Origin of the sequence: Gemmobacter megaterium, from assembly GCF_900156815.1 — a bacterium.
In the GTDB taxonomy this organism is placed as follows: Bacteria; Pseudomonadota; Alphaproteobacteria; order Rhodobacterales; family Rhodobacteraceae; genus Wagnerdoeblera; species Wagnerdoeblera megaterium.
Map to the genome: position 1 here is coordinate 68,960 of NZ_FTOT01000009.1, position 21,327 is coordinate 90,286.

Below are 21,327 nucleotides of genomic sequence, written 5' to 3' on the forward strand. Positions count from 1 at the left end.
GTCAGCCTCCTGCCGCGAACAGGCCCTTGGGCCGCACAAGCAGCACCAGCGCCATCAGAAGATAGATGCCCATCGAGGCGATGCCGATCCCCAGCGCATCGGCCTCGGACGCGGGCATGACACTGCGCAGGATGCCGGGCAGGAAGGCGCGTAGCATGGTGTCGATCACCCCCAGCACGATCCCGGCGACAAAGGCGCCCTTGATCGAGCCGACGCCGCCGACGACGACCACAACGAATGTGGCCAGCAGGATCTGTTCGCCCATGCCGACCTGAACCGCGCTGATCGGGCCCGCCATGTAACCCGCAAACCCGGCCAGCAGCGCCCCCAGCCCGAAGACGATCGTATAGAGCAGCCGGATATCGACCCCCAGTGCGCGCACCATGTCGCGGTTGGTGGCACCGGCGCGCACCAGCATCCCGATGCGGGTACGGTTGATCAGAAGATACAGGCCAAAGGCCACCAGCAGCCCCGCTGCGATGATCACCAGCCGGTAGGGCGGATAGAACAGGCCGGGCAACAGCTCGACCGGGGCTGCGAGCCCCTCTGGAATGGCGATGAACACCGGCTGCCGCCCGATGCCCCATGTGATGGCCTGGTTGAACAGCAGGATCAGCGCAAAGGTGGCCAGCACCTGATCCAGGTGGTCGCGGGCATAGAGCCGCCGGATCACCAGCGCCTCTATGGCAAAGCCGACGACGGCGGCTGTCACCAGTGCGACCGGAATGCCCAGCCAGAAGCTGCCCGTCGCTGCGGCCGCCATGGTGCCCGCATAGGCGCCAACCATGAAGAGCGAGCCATGTGCCAGATTGATGACCCCCATGATTCCGAAGATCAGGGTCAGGCCCGCGGCCATCAGGAACAGCATGACGCCGTATTGAAGCCCGTTGAGTAACTGTTCGAGGATGAGGATCATGTCACCGCCGCGCAAAAGGCCGGTCGGAGGCGCCCCAGGACAGGGCAGGAACCTCCGGCGGGGATATTTGGATCAGAGCGAAGGGGCAAGGACAGTTCGGGGGCGGCGCCTGGCCGCCCCCGAAGGCACCTTACATCTTGCATTCGGCGGCGTAGATGTCGCCGTAGCTTTCGATGATCTTGTCCTTGGTCACTGTCACCGGCTTGCCATCGGGGCCTGCGGTGACTTCAACCATGTACCAGTCCTGCACCGGATGCTGGTTCGGGCCAAAGGCAAAATTGCCGCGGGTCGAGGCGAAGTCAGCCGCGCGCAGTGCCTCGCGGAAGGCATCGGCATCCTCTACGTCGGCCTTGGCGAGGGCCGAGGCGATCAGCAGGCCGGTGTCATAGGACTGCTGCGCATAGTAGGTCAGCGGGCGGTCGCCGAACTTGCCCGTCCACGCGGCGACGAATTCCTTCGAGGCTTCGTTGTCGAAATCCGCGCCCCAGTGCGAGGTGCCCGTCAGCCCGATGGCCGCATCGCCCACAGCGTTCAGGATCACGCCGTCGATCGAGGGTTCCGACAGCACCATCGGAATGGCACCCAGAAGCCCGGCCTGCTGGTACTGTTTCAGAAAGGCGATGCCGATGCCGCCGGGGTGGAACTGGAACACCACCTCGGGGTTGGCGGCGCGGATGCGGGCCATTTCCGAGGCAAAGTCGGTCTGGTCGAGCTGGGTGAAGATCTCTTCGACTTCGCCGCCGAACATGCGCTTGAATCCGGCGATGGCATCCTTGCCAGCCTGATAGTTCGGGGCCAGCGCCACGGCCTTTTTATAGCCCAGGGCCTTGGCGGCCGCGCCGGTTGCCTCGTGCAGCGAGTCGTTCTGCCAGGCGATGGTAAAGTAGTTCTCGTTGCAACCTTTGCCCGCCAGACCCGAAGGCGCGGCGTTCGGCGACAGGTAGAAGGCGCCGTTGTCCACCACATCCGGCACCACCGCGCCCGCGACGTTCGAGAACACGATCCCGGTCAGCAGCTTGATATCCATGTCGTTGACGAATTTTTCCGCGATCTGGCGCCCGTTGCCGGGGTTCAGCGCGTCGTCCTCGACGATCAGTTCAACCTCTTTGCCGCCCAGTTTGCCGCCTTCGCGGTCCATGGCAAGCTGAAAGCCATCGCGGATCTGTTCGCCGATATAGCCGGCGGGGCCCGACAGCGTGGTGATCATCCCGATCTTGACCGGATCGGCCCAGCCGGGCATCGCGGTAAGCGCAAGCAGACTGGCTGCGGAAAGCAGTTTTTTCATGGTCGTCTCCCTGTGGGCGCACCTTTTCGGTGCTGGTGATTGACAGCGATGATGCCGCGGGGCGGAGACTATTTCAAGTATGAAATAATTTCCCCACCCGACGGCTGTTTCGATGTAGAATTGGGCTGAATTCCCGTGATATTTTCGAAAATCCAGCACATAACGCGACGCTGCACGATGCGCAGACGCTTGGCAAGCCGATTCGCTTACAGCTTGACCCAGCCTTCGGGCGGCACCTTGCCCGGATGGATCGTGCCGCAGTTCGGGCAGGTGCGTGCCTTTTCGTCGGCATAGAACGCCTTGTAGATCGGGGGCAGGTCATCGACGATGGATTCCAGATCGACCTCGGCCCGATGCACGCGGGCGTTGCATTCAAAGCAATACCATTCCACCGCATCCAGCAACCCCTCGGGCCGCGCCGGTTCGATCACAAGACCGATGGAGCCTTCCTGCGGGCGTTGGGGCGAATGGCGGATATGGGCGGGCAGCAGAAAGATATCACCTGCGCGGATCGGCACATCGTAGAATTCGCCCGTGCTGGTATCATGCAGCTTCAGCAGCATGTCGCCCTTGAGCTGGTAGAAGAATTCCTCGACCGGGTCGTCATGGTAGTCGGTGCGCTGGTTCGGACCACCGACCACCGTGACCATCAGATCGGCGTCCTTGAACACCATCTGGTTGCCCACCGGGGGTTTCAGCAGATGCTTGTGTTCGTCGATCCATTTCTGGAAGTTGAAGGCTTGCAGGCGTGCCATGCGGATCTCCCTGTCGTTATCGGATCATGCAAGTTTCAGGCCGCAGGCGTCAAACGCCTTGCGGGTGGTCGCGCGTTCGTCATCGGTCAGTTCCAGACAGGGCGGGCGCACGTGGCCGCCGGTCTGGCCCAGAAGTTCCTGCCAGTATTTCTGATGGCTGTGCGGCTTTTCCGCCGGACGGGTGGATTTCAGCGCATGGCGCACCAGGTCCAGGCTGTCGCGGAGACGGCGCGCCTCGTCTGCCTTGCCGGCGAAAGCCAGGTCGGTGTAGTCGCGCATCCGCCGGTCCGCGGCCGTCTGGATCAGATAGGGCGGCGAGGAACACAGGTAGAGCTGCCAGTTCAGTTCAAGGATGTTGTCCAGCCATTCCTCTTCGGAGGCCGTGGAGACGATGATCCGGTCCCCGGCCAGCCGGGTCAGTTCCTTGTACATCTCGCGCTCGACCGAATATTTGATCGCCACAACCGTATCTATATCGGCCAGCCGGTTGCACAGTTGGGGCGACATCAGATAGCCGCTGTCGGGATGCGACCACAGCGCGATACCGATATCGACCTGTGACGCGATGGTTTCGTAATAGCGGATCAGCGTTTCATCCTGCTGCTTGAAGAAATGCAGCACGGGGGCATGAACCACGATGTAATCGGCCCCGCTGGCCTGGGCATGTCTGGCAAGGTCGATCACCACATCCATGTTCTGATCGGAACAGGACATGATGGTCTGCGCCCGCCCGCCCGCCGCCTCGACCGCCAGGTCAAAGCAGCGTTTGCGCTCGTCCACCGACATGGAAAAGAACTCGCCCTGTTTTCCGGCGATGAAGAAGCCGTCGATCCCCAGATCGTCGATCCAGTGATCCATGTTGCGGCGAAACCCGTCCTCGTCAATCGACAGGTCGTCCTTGAACGGCATCAGCGCGGCGGCCCAGATGCCCTTCATGTTGGCAAAGGCATGGGCCTTGGCATCCTTGCGGGTATATTTCATTGTATCCTCCCTCAGAACGCCATTTTGTGCGAGACGTTCTTGATGATGGTGTAGTGGTCCAGCCCCTCGGCCCCGCCTTCGCGGCCATAGCCGGAATATTTGACGCCGCCGAAGGGCACCTCGGCCACGGATGCCTCCAGCGTGTTGATCGACAGGTTGCCGACCTCCATCCCGTCGATCAGCCGGTCCACATTGGCGGCGCTGTGGGTAAAGGCGTATCCGGCCAGACCGAACGGCAGGTCATTGGCGCGCAGGATGCCTTCGTCCAGATCCTTGATCGGGTTGATCACCGCCAGCGGGCCAAAGGGCTCTTCCTGCATCACCCGCGCGGTATAGGGCACATCGGCGAGCACGGTCGGCGCCCAGAAATAGCCCCGGTTGCCGATCCGGTGCCCCCCGGCCAGCAGCCGCGCCCCCTTGGCCACGGCATCATCGACCAGCGTCTGCAGCGCGATCAACCGGCGGTCGTTGGCAACCGGGCCCATCTCGGTGGCAGGATCGAACCCGTCGCCAGTGACCGTGGCCCTCGCCCGCGCCACAAAGGCATCGGTATAGGCGGCGAATTTCGACTCATGCACAAAGAACCGGGTGGGCGAGGTGCAGACCTGCCCGGCGTTGCGGTATTTGCGTTCGGCCGACAGGGTGCCGGCCCGCACCTCATCGGCATCGTCGCAGACGATCACCGGGGCATGGCCGCCCAGTTCCATCAGCACCGGGGTCATGGCGCTGGCTGCCATTTCGGTCAGATGGCGGCCCACCGCGGTCGATCCGGTAAAGGCGACCAGCCGCACCTGATCCTTGGGGATCAGATAGCCCGAAATCTCGGCCGGGCGCCCGAACACCAGGTTGAACACCCCCGCTGGCAGACCTGCCTCGTGGAACGCCCGCGCAATGTGGACTGCCCCCGCCGGGGTTTCCTCGGCGGCCTTGAGGATGATCGAACACCCCGCCGCCAGCGCACCTGCGATCTTGCGCGCGGGTTGGCTCATCGGGAAGTTCCAGGGGCTGAAAGCCGCAACCGTCCCCACCGGCTGGCGCACCACGATATAGCGGATGCCCGCCTCGGACGGCACGACGCGGCCATACATCCGCTGCCCTTCGGCGGCGTCCCATTCAAAGAACTCGCAGCCCCGGATCACCTCCATCCGCGCCTGTTGGAACGGCTTGCCATGCTCCAGCGTGATCGCGCGGGCAATCTCGTCGATCCGGCCCCGCATGATGGCGCAGGCTTTCAGGAAGATGTCACCCCGCACCCGCGGCGCCATACGGCTCCAGATGCGAAACCCCTTGTCCGCCGCCTCCAGCGCATCATCCAGATCTGCGGTCGAGGCGACGGGCAGGGCGCCCAGCACCGATTCATCCGACGGGTTCAGTACCGGAATGGTCTCGGTCGTCTTGCGCCACTGGCCGCCGATATACAGCTGAAGGTCTGGATAGCTCATGTCTCACCTGCGGGTTCGTCCGTGGCCGGGGCCACCTGCTGGCGTTGACCCTGCGCCGATGGGGCTTTCCGATCAAGTGAATTGGCGTTAGCCTGATATTCCCCACGGGAATATCAAACATGAGCCTGCTCGAGTCCCGCATGACCCTGCGCAACCTGCGCCTGATCGTGGTGATCGCCCGCGAGGGCAATCTGGTGCGGGCGGCACAAGCGATGAACATGACGCAATCCGCAGTGACCAAGGCCCTCCAGGATGTCGAGGCGACCGTGGCCGCCCCGTTGTTCGAACGGACCAACCGCGGCGTGCTGCCCACGACGATGGGCACCGCGCTGATCGCCCATGCCCAGGTCATCCTGGCGCAGCTCAATCATGCCGAACAGGAACTGGCCGACCTGCGCGACGGATCAAGTGGGACCGTGGTGGTCGGCACGCTGCTGGCGGCCTCGGCCCTGTTGCTGCCGCGCGCCATCGTCCGGGTCAAGGCGGCGCGGCCAAATCTGGTTGTGCGGATTGTCGAAGGGACGAACGACAGCCTTCTGCCCCAGTTGCGCAACGCAACCATAGATCTCGTCGTCGGTCGCCTGCCGGTTTACCGGGAACGCGACGGCATAGAACAGGAAGCGTTGCTGGAAGATCATGCCGCCGTCGTTGCGCGCAGTGGCCATCCCCTGGCCTCGCGGGCGGCTCTGACGCTGTCGGATATGGTCGCGGAACGCTGGATCCTGCCTCGCCCGGAAACGACCCTGCGCCGCCAGGTGGACGAGGCGTTCCGCGAGGCAGGCTTGCGCGCACCGTCGGGGGATGTCGAATCCATGTCGGTGCTTGCCAACCGCGAATTGCTGCTGCGCACCGATTACCTGACGGTCTGGCCGGTGGAACTGGCACGGATGGAGGCGCGGGGCGGCGCCTGCGTCATCCTGCCGGTCGATCTGGCGCAAACGCGCCGCCCCATCGGCATCTCCACGCGGGCGGGCGGGCGTCTGACCCCTGCGGCCGAGGTGTTCATCCGCGCGCTGCGCGACACGGCCGCGCAGGATCTCAGCGCTGATACTTGAGAAACGGCGTCAAGGTGGCGATCCGGTCATACAACTGCCGGGCGGTGGTGTTGAAATGCTGCGTCATCCAGTAGACCGACGGCGTGCCGTTGCGGTCTGCCTCGGCATAGACAGCCTCGATCAGCTTGCGCCCGGCGCCCGTGCCGCGCACCTCAGGATCGACATACAGATCCTGCAAGTAACACACATCCTCCAGCCGCCAGTTGTGCGCATGATAGATGTAGTGGACCAGCCCGATCAGCGCCCCGTCCTGCTCGGCAACAAAGGCGCCGCGCTCGTTGTGCTCCGGGTCGATCAAACGGGCGAATGTGGCCGCATAAACCGCGTCCGGCACAGAGGAGTCATAGAATTCCAGATAGCCGGTCCACAACCGGCGCCACTGGGCCTCGTCCTCTTGCCGAAGTGGTCGAATGGTGACGCTCATCGTGGCCTCCCTGGCTGTCTTGCCCGACCCTTGCCGACATCCGGGCAAACCGCAACCCCGCGCCTCCTCGCTTTGCCCCGGATATCCTGGAGGGTCTGGCCTTCTGTGCCAGATCGCCCCCGCTGCGGCGCTCAGGATCCGCGATAGGTCGAATAGCCATAGGGCGACAGCAGCAGCGGCACATGATAATGCGCCCCCGGATCGCTCATGCCAAAGCGGATCGGCACTTCGTCCAGAAACAGCGGTTCCGCCCCGGCCTGTCCGCTTTCGCGCAGATATGCGCCGGCAAAGAATACCAGCTCATAGGTGCCGGGCTTGAACGCCTCTGCCGGCAGGATGGGCGCATCGGTGCGCCCGTCCGCGTTCGTCACCATCTCGACGAGCTTGCGGTGACTGTTGCCCGACACCCGATACAGCGCGATCTTCAACCCGGCCGCCGGACAGCCGCGGGCGGTGTCCAGCACATGGGTGGTCAGCCATCCGGCCATAAGGCATCCTCCTGCTTTTGCGCCACTGTGCCGCAAGGCTGCCCGCATTGCTACCGCCCGACACCGCGAAAACAGCTATCGGAAGTTTTTGAAAGCCGCAGGCCCCGTCCTGCGCTATCCAGAACATGTCCTGACAGGAGCCCGTCATGCAGCGTTACCCCCGCGACTTCACCGGCCATGGCGCGACGCCGCCAGCCGCAAACTGGCCAGGCGGCGCCCGCGTGGCAATCAGCCTGGTGCTGAACTACGAGGAGGGCGGCGAGAACTCGGTCCTGCATGGCGATGCCGCCTCCGAGGCGTTCCTGTCCGACATCGCCGGTGCCGCCCCCTGGCCGGGACTGCGGCACTGGAACATGGAATCGATTTACGACTACGGCGCCCGCGCCGGGTTCTGGCGCCTGCACCGGCTCTTCACCGAACGCGCATTGCCTGTCACCATCTACGGCGTTGCCAGCGCACTGGCCCGCGCCCCCGAACAGGTGGCAGCGATGACGGCAGCAGGCTGGGATATGGCGAGCCACGGCCTCAAGTGGGTCGATCACCGTGACATGCCCGAAGACGAGGAACGCCGCCAGATCGCCGAAGCCGTGCGCCTGCATACCGAAGTGGTGGGCAGCCCCCCGACCGGCTGGTACACGGGGCGCTGCTCGGTCAACACCGTGCGGCTGACATCGGAGCTGGGCCTGCCCTGGATCTCGGATACCTATGACGACGACCTGCCCTATTGGGCCGAATCCGGCGACCGGGATCAACTGATCATCCCCTATACGCTCGAGGCGAATGACATGCGCTTCGCCACTGCGCCCGGCTGGGTGACAGGCCAGGACTTCGGGCAATATCTGATCGACAGCTTCGACACGCTCCATGCCGAAGGCGGGCGCATGTTCTCTATCGGGCTGCATTGCCGGCTGATCGGGCGGCCAGGCAAGATTGCCGGGCTGGTCCGCTTTCTCGATCACGTGGCGGCCAGGGGCGGCGCCTGGTTCGCCACCCGCAGCCAGATCGCGGCACATTGGGCGGCGCATCACCCGCACCGCCGCCGCGAACGCCCCAGCCAGATGACCCGCGACCGCTTTGTCGAACGGTTCGGCGGGGTGTTCGAACATTCCCCCTGGATTGCCGATCGCGCCTGGAATCTGGAACTCGGCCCGGCCCATGACAGCGCGACTGGCGTCCACAATGCGTTGTGCCGCATGTTCCGCTCTGCCAGTGCCGAGGAGCGCATGGGCGTGCTGCGCGCCCACCCCGATCTGGCCGGCAAGCTGGCCCTGGCCCGGCGCCTGACCCCGGAGTCGACTCACGAACAGGCCAGCGCTGGGCTGGATGCCCTGACCGATGACGAACGCGCCAGCTTTCAGCAGTTGAACGCCAGCTATGTCGCCAAGCACGGCTTTCCCTTCATCATCGCGGTGCGTGACAATACCAAGGCGTCGATCCTGGCGGCCTTTTCCGCGCGCATTGCCAACGACACCGCCACCGAATTCACCACCGCATGCAAACAGGTGGAACGCATTGCAGAACTTCGGCTTCAGGACATGCTGAGATGAGCGGCTATTATACCCCCAAAGGCGGCCTGCCGCCCCAGACCGCGCTGATGACCCAGCGCGCCGTCTTCACCGAGGCCTATGCCGTCATCCCGCGCGGATGCTTTTCCGACATCGTGACAAGCTATCTGCCCGGCTGGCGCAAGACCCGGCTGTGGCTGATCGCGCGGCCCATGTCGGGCTTTGCCGAAACCTTCAGCCAGTATGTCATGGAGGTGCAGCCCGGCGGCGGCTCCGACAGCCCCGATGCCGAACCTGGCGCCGAGCACTGGCTGTTCATCACCGAAGGTCTGGCAACCCTGACCATCGACGGCACCGGCCATGATGTGGAACAGGGCGCCTATGCCTACATTCCCGCAGGATCGCGCTGGACCCTGCTGGCCGAAGGCCCGTCCCCCACCCGCTTCCACTGGCTGCGCAAATTGTATGAACCCGCCCCGGACGTGCCCGCCCCCGAGGCCTTCGTGACATCCGACCGCGAAACCCCGGTGCGCTGGATGCCCGATACCCAGGACCGCTGGGGCACCACCCGCTTTGTCGATCCCGAGGATCTGCGTCACGATGCCCATGTCAACATCGTCACCTTCCAGCCCGGCGGTGTCATCCCGTTCGAGGAAACCCATGTCATGGAGCATGGCCTCTACGTCCTCGAAGGCAAGGCCGTCTACAAGCTCAACCAGGACTGGATCGAGGTCGAGGCCGGCGATTTCATGTGGCTGCGCGCCTACTGCCCGCAGGCCTGCTATGCCGCTGGACCCGGTCCATTTCGCTATCTCCTCTACAAGGACGTCAACCGCCACGCCAGATTGCGCGGCCCCGGCGCCTTCGGCCCACCCCGATGACCTGCGCCATAGGCGCGGCCTGTTCATCTTGCCTGAAATACCCCACGGGGGTCCGGGGGTGTGAAACCCCCGGCGCCCGTCACAAGCGGACCGCATGATATGACGCGCATCCTCACCCCCGCCCCCCTCACCGCCCAGGCCTTCGCCCCCTATGGCGAGGTTCTGGAGGCCAGCGGCGATGATTTCCGCCTGATCAACGAGGGCTGGTGCCAGCGCCACACCGACCGCGCCCGACTGGATTTCGGCCCGGATGGCCGGGCGGGCATTTCGCTGTTCCAGGCTCGTCCCCGTTCGCTGCCCTACAGCTTTGATCTGATCGAGCGCCACCCCGAGGGCAGCCAGGCGTTTCTGCCGATGACACAGCATCCGTTCCTCGTCATCGTCAGCGATGGTCCCGAGGCGGTGCCGCGCGCTTTTCTGACCAGCGGCGCACAGGGGATCAACCTGCGGCGTGGCACCTGGCATGGCGTGTTGACGCCCTTGCACGCGCCAGGGCTGTTCGCCGTCGTGGATCGCATCGGCCCGACGCCCAACGTCGAAGAATTCCGCTATGGCCAGCCATGGACGGTGCTTGCCCCCTGACAGGGCCCAGAGGGTGCGCGGCTTCGGGGGGCGCGATCCGGCATAATCACCCCCGAGGGAGAGTTCCATGGCCAAGGCCGCTGCCGATACCGCTGCGCAGTTGCGCGACCCGGATTACATGCCGCCGCTTGCGCGGGCGGTGCCGCTGGGGATCCAGCATGTGCTGGCGATGTTCGTTTCCAACGTGACACCGGCGATCATCGTCTGCGGCGCGGCGGGCATCGGCTTTGGCTCCGATCAGGCGGCGCTTGGATTTCCCGACATGACCTACATGATCCAGATGGTCATGCTGTTTGCCGGGATCGCCACATTGTTGCAATCTGTGGGGTTCGGGGCAGTCGGTGCGCGGTTGCCGATCGTGCAGGGCACGTCCTTTGCCTTTGTTCCCGTGATGATTCCGGCGGTGGCAGGGCTGGGCACGGCAGGCCTGTCGGGGTTGATGACCGGAATTGTCATCGGCGGGCTGTTCCACTTCTGTCTGGGCTTCGTGATCGGACGCATCCGTCATGCCCTGCCGCCCTTGGTGACAGGATTGATCGTGCTGATGATCGGCCTCGCGCTGGTCAAGGTCGGCATCCAGTACGCGGCAGGCGGCGTGCCGCTGATGGGCAAGCCCGAGTTCGGCAGCCTGGCCATGTGGACGCCTGCACTGGTCGTGGTTGTCGTCACCTTGCTGGTGAAGTTCTTCACCCGTGGATTTCTGGCCGTTGCTGCGGTGCTGATCGGCATTCTGGCCGGCTATGTCGTCGCCCTTGCCATGGGCCAGGTCAACTTTACGCCCATCGAACGGGCGGGCTGGTTCGCCGTGCCGGTGCCATTCAAATGGGGGTTCGAGTTCAACTTTGCCATCATCCTCGGCATGTGTTTCATGGCGGTGATTTCGGCCATTGAAACGGTGGGCGATGTATCGGGGATCACCAAGGGGGGTGCCGGGCGCGAGGCGACCGACCGCGAGGTTTCGGGTGCCACCTTCGCAGATGGCGCTGGCAGTGCGCTTGCCGGTGTCTTCGGTGGTTTGCCCAACACCTCGTTCAGCCAGAACGTCGGCCTCGTCGCTATGACCGGCATGATGAGCCGCCATGTCGTCACCGTGGGCGCGCTGTTTCTTATCCTGTGTGGTCTGTTGCCCAAGGTGGGCGCCGCCATCAATACGGTGCCGATCAACGTGCTGGGGGGCGGTGTCATCGTGATGTTCGGCATGGTCTGCGCCGCTGGGGTCAACATGCTGTCAGAGGTGCGCTGGAACCGTCGCAACATGGTGATCTTTGCGACCGCCCTTTCGGTCAGCCTTGGCTTGCAGCTGGAGCCCTCGGCGCTGCAACATGTTGGCCAGACCGCGCAGATCCTGCTGACCTCGGGACTGTTGCCCGCAGCGGCCATCGCCATCACGCTCAATCTCGTGCTGCCCGAGGATCTGGGCGACTGATCAGGCCAGGATCCGGTCCAGCGCCGCATCCAGTGGCGCGAGGCCGGGGTCGGCTTGCGGCGCAAGGGCCAGTCGCACGGGCAGGGTCAGCACCTTGCGGCGAAAGGTGGCGGGCAGCCGGACGGCGTCTTTCTCTGTCGTGACAAGCTGCGCGCGCTTCAGGCGGGCCTCATTTTCCAGTCTGGTCAGCAGCGCAGGGGCATAGGGTTGATGGTCCCCCAGCGCCACGGTTCCCACCAGGTCGGCGCCCTCCTCTGCAAGCGTGGCAAAGAACTTCTCCGGATGGCCGATCCCGGCAAAGGCGATCACCCGCTCGCCCTGCCAGCCCATGCCCATCTGCAAGGGGCGCAACTCGGCCTGCTGGCGTGGCAGATGTCCTGCGGCCGCGCCCCATTGGCTGGTAAACCGCAGTTGCGCGGCAGGCGAACCGATGCTCAGCACCAGGTCGGCCCGTGCAAGGCCGCGAGGCACCGGCTCGCGCAGCGGCCCGGCTGGCAGGCATCGGCCATTGCCAAAGCCGCGCGCCGCATCGACGACGACGATGGACAGATCCTTGGCAACGCCTGGGTTCTGGAACCCGTCATCCAGCAGCACGACCTGCGCCCCGCCGGCTTCGGCCATCCGCACGGCAGCGGCCCGGTCACGGGCGACATAGGTCGGGGCAAAGGCGGCCAGCAACAGAGGTTCGTCTCCGACATCGGCCGCCGTATGGATGGCCGGATCGACCCGCACAGGGCCGGTCAGCCGCCCGCCATACCCCCTGCTGACCACGGCAACTGTCAGCTTGCGTGCCGCCATCCGCTCGATCAGCAGAATGGCGGTCGGTGTCTTGCCCGTCCCCCCGGCGTTCAGGTTGCCGATGCAGATGACGGGCACGGCGGCGCGATATCCCGGCCCGCCCTGCGCAAGCCGTCGCGCCACGGCGGCGGCGTAAACAGTGCCCAGAGGGGTCAGCAGCCGCGCTTGCCAGGCTGGGCGATCCGGCGGTGTGAACCAGAATGCGGGGGCGTGGCTCATCCCTTGGGGCGCTTCATCATCTGTGTGGCCATGTCCAGCGCAAGCTGCGTCGCCTCGGCCCCTGCAGAGGATACGGTCCAGGCCGCCTGTGCCAGCCGTGCGCAACGGTCGGTTGACAAGAGTTCACCGACCGCGTCGCCCAGGTCGGCGGGTGCGCGCACGACGCGGCTGGCCCCGGCCCGGCGCAGCCGCTCGAAGCTTTCGGTCTCGGGTCCGGTTTCCAACCCGTGAATGATGGCCGATCCCATGGCCGCAGCCTCGAACGGATGGCGCAACGGCCCCGGCCCTGTCAGCGTACCGCCGCACCATGTCATGGGGGCAAGCCGATACCACAATCCCAGTTCCCCGTCGGTATCTGCCAGATAGACCTGCGCGTCCTCGTTCGGTTCATCTTCGCAAGAGCGTCGGGCGGTTTCCAGCCCGAACTGCCCGCTGAAGCGGGACGAAAGCGCCGCAGCGCGATCAAGCGAGTCCGGCACAAGGATCAGCAGCAGACGGTGCGCGCTGCGCAGGGCCGACAGATGGGCGGCGGCGATGGCGTCTTCCTCGCCTTCGGGCACGCCCATGGCCAGCCAGACCGGGCGGGTTCCGATGGTTCTGGCCAGTGCGGCGCGCTCGGCCTCGTTCACCGAAAGGAACCGGGATGGCACCTCCAGCGGACCCGTGACCTGCACGGCATCGGCAGATGCGCCCGCGCGCAGAAACAGGCGGCGGGCCGTATCATCCTGAACCAGCACGTGGCGGAAAGGGGCCATAAGGCCCGGCATCAGCCGCAGCCACCATCCTGCGCCCGGCAGGTCGGGCGCCCGTCCATCCACCAGAATCATGGGCAGCCCCCGTGCTGCGGCAGTGTGCAGCAAGACCGGCCGCAACCCGCCATCGGCCCAGATCCCGATATCAGGCCGCCAATGATCGAGAAAGGCCGCAACATCCTTGGGGCGATCGCTGGGGGGCGGGACGACCGTTCCGCCCGGACACTCGCCAAGCTCTGCGCAGGTCACGACGGCCGCGTCGACCAATCCGCGCTCGATCAGTCCCTGGGCAAGCGGGCCAAGCCCCCGCGCGGCAGGCGGCGCAGGGGCATGAAGCCATGCGACGCGACCCATAGGCCGGGCAGGCCAGCCGGTCCCGGCGCCAGAGTCCGGTTCCCCGTGCAATGCACGGTAAAGGCGAAGTATCGCCGGTAGCACGCTGTGGTCCCGCCGTTTCAGCCGCCGAGTTCCGACGTGGCGCTTGCCGGTTGCGCTTCGTCGTGCAGCCTGTGAAGATGCGCGATGAAATACCGCATATGCGCGTTGTCGACCGTTCGCTGGGCTTCGGCCTTCCATGCCTTGAAGGCGGTGGCGTAGTCGGGAAACATGCCGACAACATGGATCTGGTCGACATCGCGGAATTCGGTGCTGCCGGGGTCCACCAATTCGCCCCCGAACACGAGATGCAGTCGCTGGGTCATGGCCGGCTCCTTCGCGGTAATCTGCGCCAAGCCTAGCGCATGTGCCCGCAGCGTCAAGCTGTGCCACCCGCCGCCGGTTTCCAGATGCATCCTGTACGCTTGACAACATGGCCACTGTGCGCAAGAACTTCGTCGACCGGGGCAGTAGCTCAGTTGGGAGAGCGCGTCGTTCGCAATGACGAGGTCAGGGGTTCGATCCCCCTCTGCTCCACCAGTCAAAATCTTGCAGTCGAGACGGGTGGGTGAATCGCCGGGGCCTTGGGCGGTCATGCTGCGCGGATGCGCTGGCCTTGTGGTATCTTGCGGGATGTGCAGATGGCCGCGGCGTTACCGTGGCAGGACGACCAGTCGGCTGTCCGGGGCAAGCCGTCGCACGATCCGGTGCAGGTTTTCGCGGGAAAAGCCGATGCAGCCGGCTGTCGGGGCGCCGGGTCGCCGCCACTGGTGGATGAAGATCGCCGACCCCCGGCCCGCTTCGGCGACGGGCCAGTTCCATCCTGTTACCACGACCAGATCATACATCGGATCGGCGCGGCGCAGCACCTCGTGGCTGTGGCGGTAGGGCGCGCGCACCAGTTGGTTATAGGCGGCGTCCCCGGCGGCGTCGGACCACAGATCGCCGGGGCCGATGGGATAGGCGCCCGGCACAGGGCACGCGATGCGATCCGGGCGGTAGAGGATTGGACCGATGGCATGGATCCCGGTCGGCGTTCCGCCATCGCCTTCGCGTTTGATGCCGGCATCGACCACGCCGCCCCGACCCACCGTGCATGGATAGAGTTGACCCATGAAGCGGGCGCCCATCGGAGTTACGACAATATCTGTTGCGCGTGCGATCATAGCAAATGTCCCGATTTTGCGGCCTTGGTCGCCAGATAGGCGCGGTTCTGTGCGGTTTCGCCCACCTTCAACGGGACGCGCTCTGTCACGTCCAGCCCCTGGGCCTGCATCATGGCGACCTTGGCGGGATTGTTTGTCATCAGCCGCACCCTGGCAAACCCCATTTCGCGCAGGATGCCAGAGCCGATGCGGAAATCGCGTTCGTCATCTTCGAAGCCCAGCCGGTGGTTGGCCTCTACGGTGTCGAAGCCCTGATCCTGCAACGCATAGGCGCGCATCTTGTTGGCCAGCCCGATCCCGCGCCCTTCCTGGTTCAGATACAACAGCACGCCCGCCCCCTCGTGCCCCATCTGGGCCAGCGCCGCGCGCAGTTGCGGCCCGCAGTCACATTTCAGGCTGCCCAGCACATCGCCGGTAAAACAGGCCGAGTGCAATCGGGCCAGAACGGGTGCGTTCCGGTCGGGCTGCCCAATCTCGATGGCATAGTGTTCGATGCTGCCATCTTCGGGGCGAAAGATGTGCACCCGCCCGGCTTGCGACGCGACCATGGGCACCCGCGCCGATACGACGGGGTGCAGGGGGCCGGTGCGGAACAGTTCGGGCTCTGCCTCGGCCAGCGGCAGGAAGGTCAGGCCATGGCGCTGGGCAAAGGCCTGGCCATCGCTGATCGCCACCGTCAGCACGGCGGGCAACAATTGCGACGTCTTGGCCAGCGCGATTGCCGCACGGCAAAGTGCGGCAGAGCCCTCGCGCAGCGTGGCAAATGGCCCCTTCATCGGCATCGACAGATCATCCTTGGGATCTGCCACTGCCCGCAGCCACCCCAGACCTGCGTCGCCGGGCACCAGAATGCGCGCCAGATCGCCATCATAGGCGCGGGCTTTCAGCGTCTCTGCCCGTCGTGCGGTAATGGCCAGAACCGGGGCGCCAAGACTGCGCATATCGCCCAGCCGGTCCGCATCCAGCGTCTCGACCGCCGCCGCCAGTATCGCGGCTCCCTCTCCGCTCAGGATGACCGGCAGGCCCATGCGCAGATCGGCGCGGGCGCGGTTCAGCCGTTCGGGCAGAGTGGGGGCAAGGGTCATGTCGGGCTCCTCGGTCCAGCGATAGCCTTGGTGGCCGCGCGGGGCAAGGGGCGGGGGCAGTGTCGGAAACTGAAACAATCCGGGCTATTTCGACACGAGACCGTGACCGGCTGTCGCAAAACTTGAAAGCGGCCACCCGGACGCTCACGTTCCCGATACTGGAACAAGGAGGCCCCCATGGCAAACCTTCGGAAAATCCTGCTGGTCGACGATGACGACGACCTGCGCGAGGCGCTGTCCGAGCAACTGGTGATGACCGAGGATTTCGACGTGTTCGAAGCCGGGAACGGCGCGGACGGGCTGGAAAAGGCCAAGGAACAGCACCACGACCTGATCATCCTGGATGTCGGTCTGCCCGACACCGACGGGCGCGAGTTGTGCAAGCGGATGCGCAAGGCGGGTATCAAATCGCCGATCCTGATGCTGACCGGGCACGATTCCGATGCCGACACGATCCTCGGCCTGGACGCGGGTGCAAACGATTACATCACGAAGCCGTTCAAGTTTGCCGTGCTGCTGGCCCGCATCCGGGCGCAGCTGCGCCAGCACGAGCAATCCGAGGATGCGGTATTCCAGCTAGGCCCCTATACCTTCAAGCCCGCGCAGAAGATGCTGGTGGACGCCAAGGAAAAAAAGGTGCGCCTGACGGAAAAGGAAACCAACATCCTCAAGTTCCTGTACCGCGCAGGTCAGCAGGTGGTGGCGCGTGACGTTCTGCTGCACGAGGTCTGGGGCTATAACGCCGGGGTCACGACCCATACGCTGGAGACCCATATCTACCGCCTGCGCCAGAAGATCGAGCCCGATCCCTCGAATGCCCGGCTGCTGGTCACAGAAAGCGGTGGTTACAAACTCGCTGTCTGAGTGTCACAGTGTTGCCGAAATTGCAGGCTATCCCCATATCCATCCGGGGATCGTTTCCCCGAACAGTTCCCCTGGCCGCAACGGGGTCATGTTGCGGCACCTCCCTGTTGGACTTGGCCCGGACCTTTGGTCCGGGCTTTTTTCGGCCTGGGTCTGGGCCGAATTTGTCACAGTGACGTAACGTCATTCCGTTTCCTGCGGGAACCCCTTGCCAAGTTCAGCGTTCAGCCTACAGTTGTATGAGTGGATACCTCCCTGTTGGACCTCGCCCCGACGCCTTGGCGCCGGGGCGTTCTTTTATGGCGGGCGCGTTCTCTTTTCGTGCTGGCCGTCGGGGGTATGGACGGCTATGGTTGCGCCAAGTCACGCCGGAGACCGCCATGCCCTTTACCCTCGCCACCTGGAACATCAACTCGGTCCGCCTGCGCGAGGCGCTGGTCAGTCGGCTGTTGACGGACGAGGCGCCGGACGTGCTGTGCCTGCAGGAAATCAAGACACCGCTGGACAAGATGCCGGTCGAGGCGTTTCACGCCCTGGGGTATCGCTACATCGTGGCCCGTGGGCAAAAGGGCTATAACGGCGTCGCCATCCTGTCGAAACTGCCGATCATGGATGCGGGCGACCGCGACTTTGCCGGTCTTGGCCATGCCCGCCACGTTGTGGCGCAGATGGAAAACGGGGTCACGATACACAACTTCTATGTGCCTGCCGGCGGCGATGTCCCCGACCGGGAGCAGAATGTGAAATTTGGCCAGAAGCTGGATTTCCTGTCCGAGATGCGCGACCATTTCCACTGGCAGCGCCCGGACCGTGCGATCCTGGTGGGAGATCTGAACATCGCCCCGCGCGAAGACGATGTCTGGAATCACAAGGCGCTGCTGAAGATCGTGTCGCATACGCCGGTCGAGGTCGAGGCGCTTGGCGCGGTGCAGGAGGCGGGTGGATGGGTGGACATCACCCGACAGGACATCCCGCAGGGGCAGTTGTATTCGTGGTGGTCCTATCGCAGCCCGGACTGGGATGCCGCCGACAAGGGGCGGCGTCTGGATCATGTCTGGGCCACCCCGGATATTGCCAATGCCGGACATTCCAGCAGGATTCTGCGCGCAGCGCGCGGGTGGGAACAGCCCAGCGATCACGCGCCGGTGTTCGCCAGCTTCGACCTGTAGGTCCCGCCGCCGTCTGTCCGGCCCTGCGCCGGATACCGTCCTGTGCGCGGACCCGCCGCTTGCCCCTTGGCAGGCGCAGGGCCGGCGCGCATATAGGACGCAATGGAATTGAGGAGGGCGTCATGCTCGGGTTTGGAGAAGCGAAGCCAATGGCGGCGACGGCCGGTCTGGTCAAGGACGGCAGCGAAGCCACCTTCATGCAGGATGTGATCGAAACCAGCCGCGAGGTTCCGGTCATCGTCGATTTCTGGGCGCCCTGGTGCGGCCCGTGCAAGACCTTGGGGCCCGCGCTGGAGGCGGCAGTGACCGCGGCGAACGGCAAGGTGCGCATGGTCAAGATCGACGTCGATCAGAACCAGATGATTGCGGGGCAACTGCGCATTCAATCCATTCCGACCGTCTATGCCTTTTGGCAAGGGCAACCCGTGGATGGGTTTCAAGGCGCCTTGCCGGCCTCGGAACTGAAGCAGTTCGTCGAGCGCGTGGGCGCGCTGGCCGGGGATGGCGGTCTTGCCGATGCACTCGCGGCGGCCGAGCAGATGTTGGCCGAGGGTGCTGCGACCGATGCGGCAGAGACCTTTGCCGCGATCCTTGACGAAGAACCCGGAAATCCTGCTGCGTTTGGCGGGCTGGTGCGGGCGACGATCACGCTTGGGGAACTGGACCGCGCCGCCGAGTTGCTGGCCGCTGTCGCGCCCGATATGGCGAAGTCGAAAGAGGTCGAAGCGGCACGCGCGCAACTGGAACTTGCCCGTCAGGCGGCGCAGGCGGGTCCGGTGGCCGAGCTGCGGGGCGCGGTCGAGGCTGATCCGGCGAACCTTCAGGCACGGTTCGATCTGGCTTTGGCGCTGCACGCCAATGGGGATGTCGAGGCCGCCGTAGACGAACTGCTGGATCTGTTCCGCCGCGACCGGGAATGGAACGAAGGCGCGGCCAAGGCGCAGTTGTTCACCATCTTCGAGGCGCTGAAGCCGCGGGATCCGATCGTGCTCAAGGGACGGCGCAAGCTGTCGTCGATGATCTTTTCGTGACCGGCGACGCGGGGGGCTGCCCTCCGCGCCGTCTTGGGGCACGGTGTGCAAGGTGAAACGAACGGGCAGGGTTCCAAGGTGAAACGACTGGGCGATCTGCCAGATGTGATCCCGATCTTTCCGCTCGCGGGCGCGCTTTTGCTGCCGCGCGGGCGGCTGCCGCTGCATGTGTTCGAGCCGCGCTACCTTGCAATGACCGAAGATTGCATGAAAACGCCCGAACGGTTGATCGGCATGATCCAGCCCCGCGAGGTGCCCGATGGCGAGGCGGCCCGCCTTCATGCCATCGGTTGCGTCGGGCGCCTGACAGGGTTTTCCGAAACGGAGGACGGGCGCTACATGATCACCTTGACCGGCATCTCCCGGTTCCGGCTGCGCGACGAGGTGCAGGGGTTCACGCCCTATCGTCGGGCCAAGGTCGATTGGGCGCCTTTCGGGCGTGACCGTGGAGGGGCTGAGGTGGATCCGGGCTTTCAGCGGGCGGCATTCCTGCCACTCTTGCGCCGCTTCTTTCTGGCGCGCGGCTTGTCCACGGACTGGGGCGCATTGGACGAAGCCGGGGATGAGCTGTTGATCAACACCCTGTCCATGCTGTGCCCCTTTGGGCCCGAAGACCGGCAGGCACTGCTGGAGGCGCCGTCCTTGGAAACCCGGCGTGAAACGCTGGTGACATTGATCGAATTCGCCTTGCGTTCGGGCGGAACCGAGGAACCGATGCAATGACCGACCCTGCCTTTGATCGCCGGATGCTGGAACAACTTGTCTGTCCGGTCACCCGCGCGCCGCTGACCTGGGATGCCGAGCGCCAGGAGCTGATCAGCCGCGCGGCGCATCTGGCGTTCCCGGTGCGCGGCGGCATTCCCGTGATGCTGGTGGGCGAGGCGCGAGAGACCGACTAGCGCGCATCCATGTCTGTCAGCAGGGCGGCGTGACGGGCCAGATAATCGGCCCGGACCCGTGCGGGTGGGTGCAGGCGGATATCCAGGCCGTCAATCAGCGCGGGTGCCGGGCGACCAAACAGGCGGCTGGCCTCTACCTGGCTGAACCCCGCGATCTGCACGGCCTCGAGCCAGGCGGATATCCGGTCTGCTGCCTTGATGGCCCGCTTTATGGGGGCGGGCAAGACAGCGGGCAGGCCAAAGCGGATATGGATCGCAGCCGCCAGCCGGGAATCGAGCTCCAGGTAGCCAGGGCCAACCGCAGCCTTGACCGGGCTGATCATGTCGCCGATCACGTATTCCGGGGCATCATGCAGCAGGGCCGCCATGCGCCAGCGTGCCGGTTGGTCGGGGTTCGCGCGGGCGAACAGCGTTTCGACCAACAGGGAATGTTCTGCCACTGAATAAGGCCAGTCCCCCATCGTCTGGCCATTCCAGCGGGCGACGAACGCCAGACCATGCGCAATATCGGCCACCTCGATATCGACCGGGGTCGGGTCCAGCAGGTCCAGGCGGCGGCCCGAGAGCATCCGCTGCCAGGCGCGGGGCTGTTTCATGGTATCTCCGCTCTGCTGTTCGGGGCTGGTGTAGCGGGGCGGCTCGAAGCTGTCAAAGCTGTGGGGGCTTGCGCAGGGCTGTGGCGACCGTCGCGTCGGTTGACAATCCGCCGTCGAACACCAGGCGAACGCCGCCAGCGCCGTTACCTTGCGCCTCTCGGACGATGGCGTAATGCTCCATCTCTTGCAGACCCAGCGACGATCCTGCCGAATGGCTTTCAAGGTAAAAGCTGTACACACCATCGGGCAGCGGCGTGCCTGTGCTGTCGGTGCCAGGCCATGCGATCTCGGATGCGGTGATGGCAACCGGCAGCCGCTGAACCTCGTTCCCCGTCGAATCGCGCACGATCAACTGTGCGGAGTCGGCCAGCGCCGGTGGGTTGGGCGAGAGAGTGATTGGTGTGCCGTCAAACCGCGCCGGTCCGCTGATACGTGCTTCCATGCCGATCCAGCCGGACAACTGCGACATGGTAGTCAACCCAAGTTGCGCGGACAGGCCGGACAGGTGGTCATTTGTACGGATCTGCTGCTCCACGCCGGCTCTGTTGCACAAATCGGCTGATGGCCGGGGTTCCCCTTTCCCCGGACAGACTTATCCCACGGGCTCTGTGACAGGGATGCCGAGCGCGGTGT

24 protein-coding genes and 1 tRNA gene are annotated in these 21,327 nt (G+C 64.9%); 11 read left to right on the forward strand and 14 right to left on the reverse strand.

The features are described from left to right. Position 1: 1 nt before the first annotated feature. The 5 genes from BW970_RS17105 to BW970_RS17125 form a co-directional block, all read right to left on the reverse strand. Positions 2–916, reverse strand: coding sequence for a branched-chain amino acid ABC transporter permease (locus BW970_RS17105; protein WP_076533718.1), 915 nt, complete (start codon positions 914–916; stop codon positions 2–4). A gap of 130 nt (positions 917–1,046) precedes the next feature. Continuing rightward, a complete protein-coding gene (locus tag BW970_RS17110) occupies positions 1,047–2,201 on the reverse strand; it encodes an ABC transporter substrate-binding protein (protein WP_076533720.1) in 1,155 nt (384 codons plus the stop codon). Positions 2,202–2,407: 206 nt separating this feature from the next. After that, positions 2,408–2,956: a 3-hydroxyanthranilate 3,4-dioxygenase gene (locus tag BW970_RS17115; protein WP_076533722.1), complete on the reverse strand. Its 549-nt coding sequence runs from the start codon at positions 2,954–2,956 to the stop codon at positions 2,408–2,410. A 24-nt stretch (positions 2,957–2,980) separates the two neighbouring features. Then, positions 2,981–3,937 carry a dihydrodipicolinate synthase family protein gene (locus BW970_RS17120; RefSeq protein WP_076533724.1) on the reverse strand — a complete coding sequence of 319 codons (957 nt, stop codon included), beginning with the start codon at positions 3,935–3,937 and terminating at the stop codon, positions 2,981–2,983. 11 nt (positions 3,938–3,948) lie between these two features. Beyond that, the gene (locus BW970_RS17125) at positions 3,949–5,379 is read right to left on the reverse strand and encodes an NAD-dependent succinate-semialdehyde dehydrogenase (protein ID WP_076533726.1); all 1,431 of its coding nucleotides are present in this window, start codon (positions 5,377–5,379) and stop codon (positions 3,949–3,951) included. Between the two features lie 119 nt (positions 5,380–5,498). Between BW970_RS17125 and BW970_RS17130 the strand changes: the two genes are divergently transcribed. Next, positions 5,499–6,434: a LysR family transcriptional regulator gene (locus BW970_RS17130; protein WP_076533728.1), complete on the forward strand. Its 936-nt coding sequence runs from the start codon at positions 5,499–5,501 to the stop codon at positions 6,432–6,434. Here the strand turns inward: BW970_RS17130 and BW970_RS17135 are convergent. Further along, on the reverse strand, positions 6,418–6,858 hold the full coding sequence (locus BW970_RS17135; RefSeq protein WP_076533729.1) for a GNAT family N-acetyltransferase: 441 nt from the start codon (positions 6,856–6,858) through the stop codon (positions 6,418–6,420). The genes BW970_RS17130 and BW970_RS17135 overlap by 17 nt on opposite strands. Before the next feature lie 131 nt (positions 6,859–6,989). Beyond that, complete coding sequence (gene uraH, locus BW970_RS17140) at positions 6,990–7,346, reverse strand: hydroxyisourate hydrolase (RefSeq protein ID WP_076533731.1); 357 nt, start codon at positions 7,344–7,346, stop codon at positions 6,990–6,992. A 146-nt stretch (positions 7,347–7,492) separates the two neighbouring features. On the opposite strand from uraH, the gene puuE reads away from it, so the two are divergent. The 4 genes from puuE to BW970_RS17160 all read left to right on the forward strand — a co-directional run bounded on the left by puuE (position 7,493) and on the right by BW970_RS17160 (position 11,740). Then, positions 7,493–8,893, forward strand: a complete 1,401-nt coding sequence (gene puuE / locus BW970_RS17145; RefSeq protein WP_076533733.1) for an allantoinase PuuE — start codon at positions 7,493–7,495, stop codon at positions 8,891–8,893. Then, positions 8,890–9,732 carry a bifunctional allantoicase/(S)-ureidoglycine aminohydrolase gene (locus BW970_RS17150; RefSeq protein ID WP_076533735.1) on the forward strand — a complete coding sequence of 281 codons (843 nt, stop codon included), beginning with the start codon at positions 8,890–8,892 and terminating at the stop codon, positions 9,730–9,732. The genes puuE and BW970_RS17150 overlap by 4 nt, the downstream gene beginning before the upstream one ends. Before the next feature lie 99 nt (positions 9,733–9,831). Further along, complete coding sequence (locus tag BW970_RS17155) at positions 9,832–10,314, forward strand: ureidoglycolate lyase (protein WP_076533736.1); 483 nt, start codon at positions 9,832–9,834, stop codon at positions 10,312–10,314. Positions 10,315–10,381: 67 nt separating this feature from the next. Beyond that, positions 10,382–11,740, forward strand: a complete 1,359-nt coding sequence (locus BW970_RS17160) for a uracil-xanthine permease family protein (RefSeq protein WP_076533738.1) — start codon at positions 10,382–10,384, stop codon at positions 11,738–11,740. Here the strand turns inward: BW970_RS17160 and lpxK are convergent, their stop codons facing one another. The 3 genes from lpxK to BW970_RS17175 form a co-directional block, all read right to left on the reverse strand. Next, positions 11,741–12,757: a tetraacyldisaccharide 4'-kinase gene (lpxK, locus tag BW970_RS17165; RefSeq protein ID WP_076533739.1), complete on the reverse strand. Its 1,017-nt coding sequence runs from the start codon at positions 12,755–12,757 to the stop codon at positions 11,741–11,743. Continuing rightward, positions 12,754–13,863, reverse strand: coding sequence for a 3-deoxy-D-manno-octulosonic acid transferase (locus BW970_RS17170; RefSeq protein ID WP_076533741.1), 1,110 nt, complete (start codon positions 13,861–13,863; stop codon positions 12,754–12,756). Before BW970_RS17170 ends, lpxK begins: the two co-directional genes overlap by 4 nt. 101 nt (positions 13,864–13,964) lie before the next feature. Further along, entirely contained in the window at positions 13,965–14,210 is a 246-nt protein-coding gene (locus BW970_RS17175) for a DUF4170 domain-containing protein (protein ID WP_076533765.1), read from the reverse strand. Between the two features lie 138 nt (positions 14,211–14,348). On the opposite strand from BW970_RS17175, the gene BW970_RS17180 reads away from it, so the two are divergent. Then, a tRNA-Ala gene (locus BW970_RS17180) sits at positions 14,349–14,424 on the forward strand. A gap of 113 nt (positions 14,425–14,537) precedes the next feature. On the opposite strand, the gene BW970_RS17185 is transcribed toward BW970_RS17180, so the two are convergent. Beyond that, positions 14,538–15,050 (reverse strand): L,D-transpeptidase family protein, encoded by a 513-nt coding sequence (locus BW970_RS17185; protein WP_076533742.1) that lies wholly within the window; start codon positions 15,048–15,050, stop codon positions 14,538–14,540. Further along, complete coding sequence (gene ribA / locus BW970_RS17190; RefSeq protein ID WP_076533743.1) at positions 15,047–16,135, reverse strand: GTP cyclohydrolase II; 1,089 nt, start codon at positions 16,133–16,135, stop codon at positions 15,047–15,049. The genes BW970_RS17185 and ribA overlap by 4 nt, the downstream gene beginning before the upstream one ends. Positions 16,136–16,312: 177 nt before the next feature. Here ribA and BW970_RS17195 point away from each other — a divergent pair, with 177 nt between their 5' ends. The 5 genes from BW970_RS17195 (at position 16,313) to BW970_RS17215 (ending at position 20,098) form a co-directional block, all read left to right on the forward strand. Next, a complete protein-coding gene (locus BW970_RS17195; RefSeq protein WP_076533744.1) occupies positions 16,313–16,999 on the forward strand; it encodes a response regulator transcription factor in 687 nt (228 codons plus the stop codon). 380 nt (positions 17,000–17,379) lie between these two features. Further along, entirely contained in the window at positions 17,380–18,168 is a 789-nt protein-coding gene (locus BW970_RS17200; protein WP_076533745.1) for an exodeoxyribonuclease III, read from the forward strand. A gap of 122 nt (positions 18,169–18,290) precedes the next feature. Next, a complete protein-coding gene (trxA, locus tag BW970_RS17205; protein ID WP_076533746.1) occupies positions 18,291–19,199 on the forward strand; it encodes a thioredoxin in 909 nt (302 codons plus the stop codon). 78 nt (positions 19,200–19,277) lie between these two features. Then, entirely contained in the window at positions 19,278–19,922 is a 645-nt protein-coding gene (locus BW970_RS17210) for an LON peptidase substrate-binding domain-containing protein (RefSeq protein WP_076533748.1), read from the forward strand. After that, positions 19,919–20,098, forward strand: a complete 180-nt coding sequence (locus BW970_RS17215; RefSeq protein WP_076533749.1) for a Trm112 family protein — start codon at positions 19,919–19,921, stop codon at positions 20,096–20,098. The genes BW970_RS17210 and BW970_RS17215 overlap by 4 nt, the downstream gene beginning before the upstream one ends. Here BW970_RS17215 and BW970_RS17220 read toward each other — a convergent pair. Then, positions 20,095–20,694, reverse strand: coding sequence for an HD domain-containing protein (locus BW970_RS17220; protein ID WP_076533750.1), 600 nt, complete (start codon positions 20,692–20,694; stop codon positions 20,095–20,097). The two genes, BW970_RS17215 and BW970_RS17220, sit on opposite strands and share 4 nt — an antisense overlap. 52 nt (positions 20,695–20,746) lie before the next feature. Then, positions 20,747–21,163, reverse strand: a complete 417-nt coding sequence (locus BW970_RS17225) for a FlgD immunoglobulin-like domain containing protein (protein ID WP_144039001.1) — start codon at positions 21,161–21,163, stop codon at positions 20,747–20,749. Between the last annotated feature and the right edge of the window lie 164 nt (positions 21,164–21,327).

Coding starts and splice junctions, on each gene's coding strand:
- BW970_RS17105 (WP_076533718.1), bottom strand. CDS start 916: ATGATCCTCATCCTCGAACAGTTACTCAACGGGCTTCAATACGGCGTC.
- BW970_RS17110 (WP_076533720.1), bottom strand. CDS start 2,201: ATGAAAAAACTGCTTTCCGCAGCCAGTCTGCTTGCGCTTACCGCGATG.
- BW970_RS17115 (WP_076533722.1), bottom strand. CDS start 2,956: ATGGCACGCCTGCAAGCCTTCAACTTCCAGAAATGGATCGACGAACAC.
- BW970_RS17120 (WP_076533724.1), bottom strand. CDS start 3,937: ATGAAATATACCCGCAAGGATGCCAAGGCCCATGCCTTTGCCAACATG.
- BW970_RS17125 (WP_076533726.1), bottom strand. CDS start 5,379: ATGAGCTATCCAGACCTTCAGCTGTATATCGGCGGCCAGTGGCGCAAG.
- BW970_RS17130 (WP_076533728.1), top strand. CDS start 5,499: ATGAGCCTGCTCGAGTCCCGCATGACCCTGCGCAACCTGCGCCTGATC.
- BW970_RS17135 (WP_076533729.1), bottom strand. CDS start 6,858: ATGAGCGTCACCATTCGACCACTTCGGCAAGAGGACGAGGCCCAGTGG.
- uraH (WP_076533731.1), bottom strand. CDS start 7,346: ATGGCCGGATGGCTGACCACCCATGTGCTGGACACCGCCCGCGGCTGT.
- puuE (WP_076533733.1), top strand. CDS start 7,493: ATGCAGCGTTACCCCCGCGACTTCACCGGCCATGGCGCGACGCCGCCA.
- BW970_RS17150 (WP_076533735.1), top strand. CDS start 8,890: ATGAGCGGCTATTATACCCCCAAAGGCGGCCTGCCGCCCCAGACCGCG.
- BW970_RS17155 (WP_076533736.1), top strand. CDS start 9,832: ATGACGCGCATCCTCACCCCCGCCCCCCTCACCGCCCAGGCCTTCGCC.
- BW970_RS17160 (WP_076533738.1), top strand. CDS start 10,382: ATGGCCAAGGCCGCTGCCGATACCGCTGCGCAGTTGCGCGACCCGGAT.
- lpxK (WP_076533739.1), bottom strand. CDS start 12,757: ATGAGCCACGCCCCCGCATTCTGGTTCACACCGCCGGATCGCCCAGCC.
- BW970_RS17170 (WP_076533741.1), bottom strand. CDS start 13,863: ATGGGTCGCGTCGCATGGCTTCATGCCCCTGCGCCGCCTGCCGCGCGG.
- BW970_RS17175 (WP_076533765.1), bottom strand. CDS start 14,210: ATGACCCAGCGACTGCATCTCGTGTTCGGGGGCGAATTGGTGGACCCC.
- BW970_RS17185 (WP_076533742.1), bottom strand. CDS start 15,050: ATGATCGCACGCGCAACAGATATTGTCGTAACTCCGATGGGCGCCCGC.
- ribA (WP_076533743.1), bottom strand. CDS start 16,135: ATGACCCTTGCCCCCACTCTGCCCGAACGGCTGAACCGCGCCCGCGCC.
- BW970_RS17195 (WP_076533744.1), top strand. CDS start 16,313: ATGGCAAACCTTCGGAAAATCCTGCTGGTCGACGATGACGACGACCTG.
- BW970_RS17200 (WP_076533745.1), top strand. CDS start 17,380: ATGCCCTTTACCCTCGCCACCTGGAACATCAACTCGGTCCGCCTGCGC.
- trxA (WP_076533746.1), top strand. CDS start 18,291: ATGCTCGGGTTTGGAGAAGCGAAGCCAATGGCGGCGACGGCCGGTCTG.
- BW970_RS17215 (WP_076533749.1), top strand. CDS start 19,919: ATGACCGACCCTGCCTTTGATCGCCGGATGCTGGAACAACTTGTCTGT.
- BW970_RS17220 (WP_076533750.1), bottom strand. CDS start 20,694: ATGAAACAGCCCCGCGCCTGGCAGCGGATGCTCTCGGGCCGCCGCCTG.
- BW970_RS17225 (WP_144039001.1), bottom strand. CDS start 21,163: ATGTCGCAGTTGTCCGGCTGGATCGGCATGGAAGCACGTATCAGCGGA.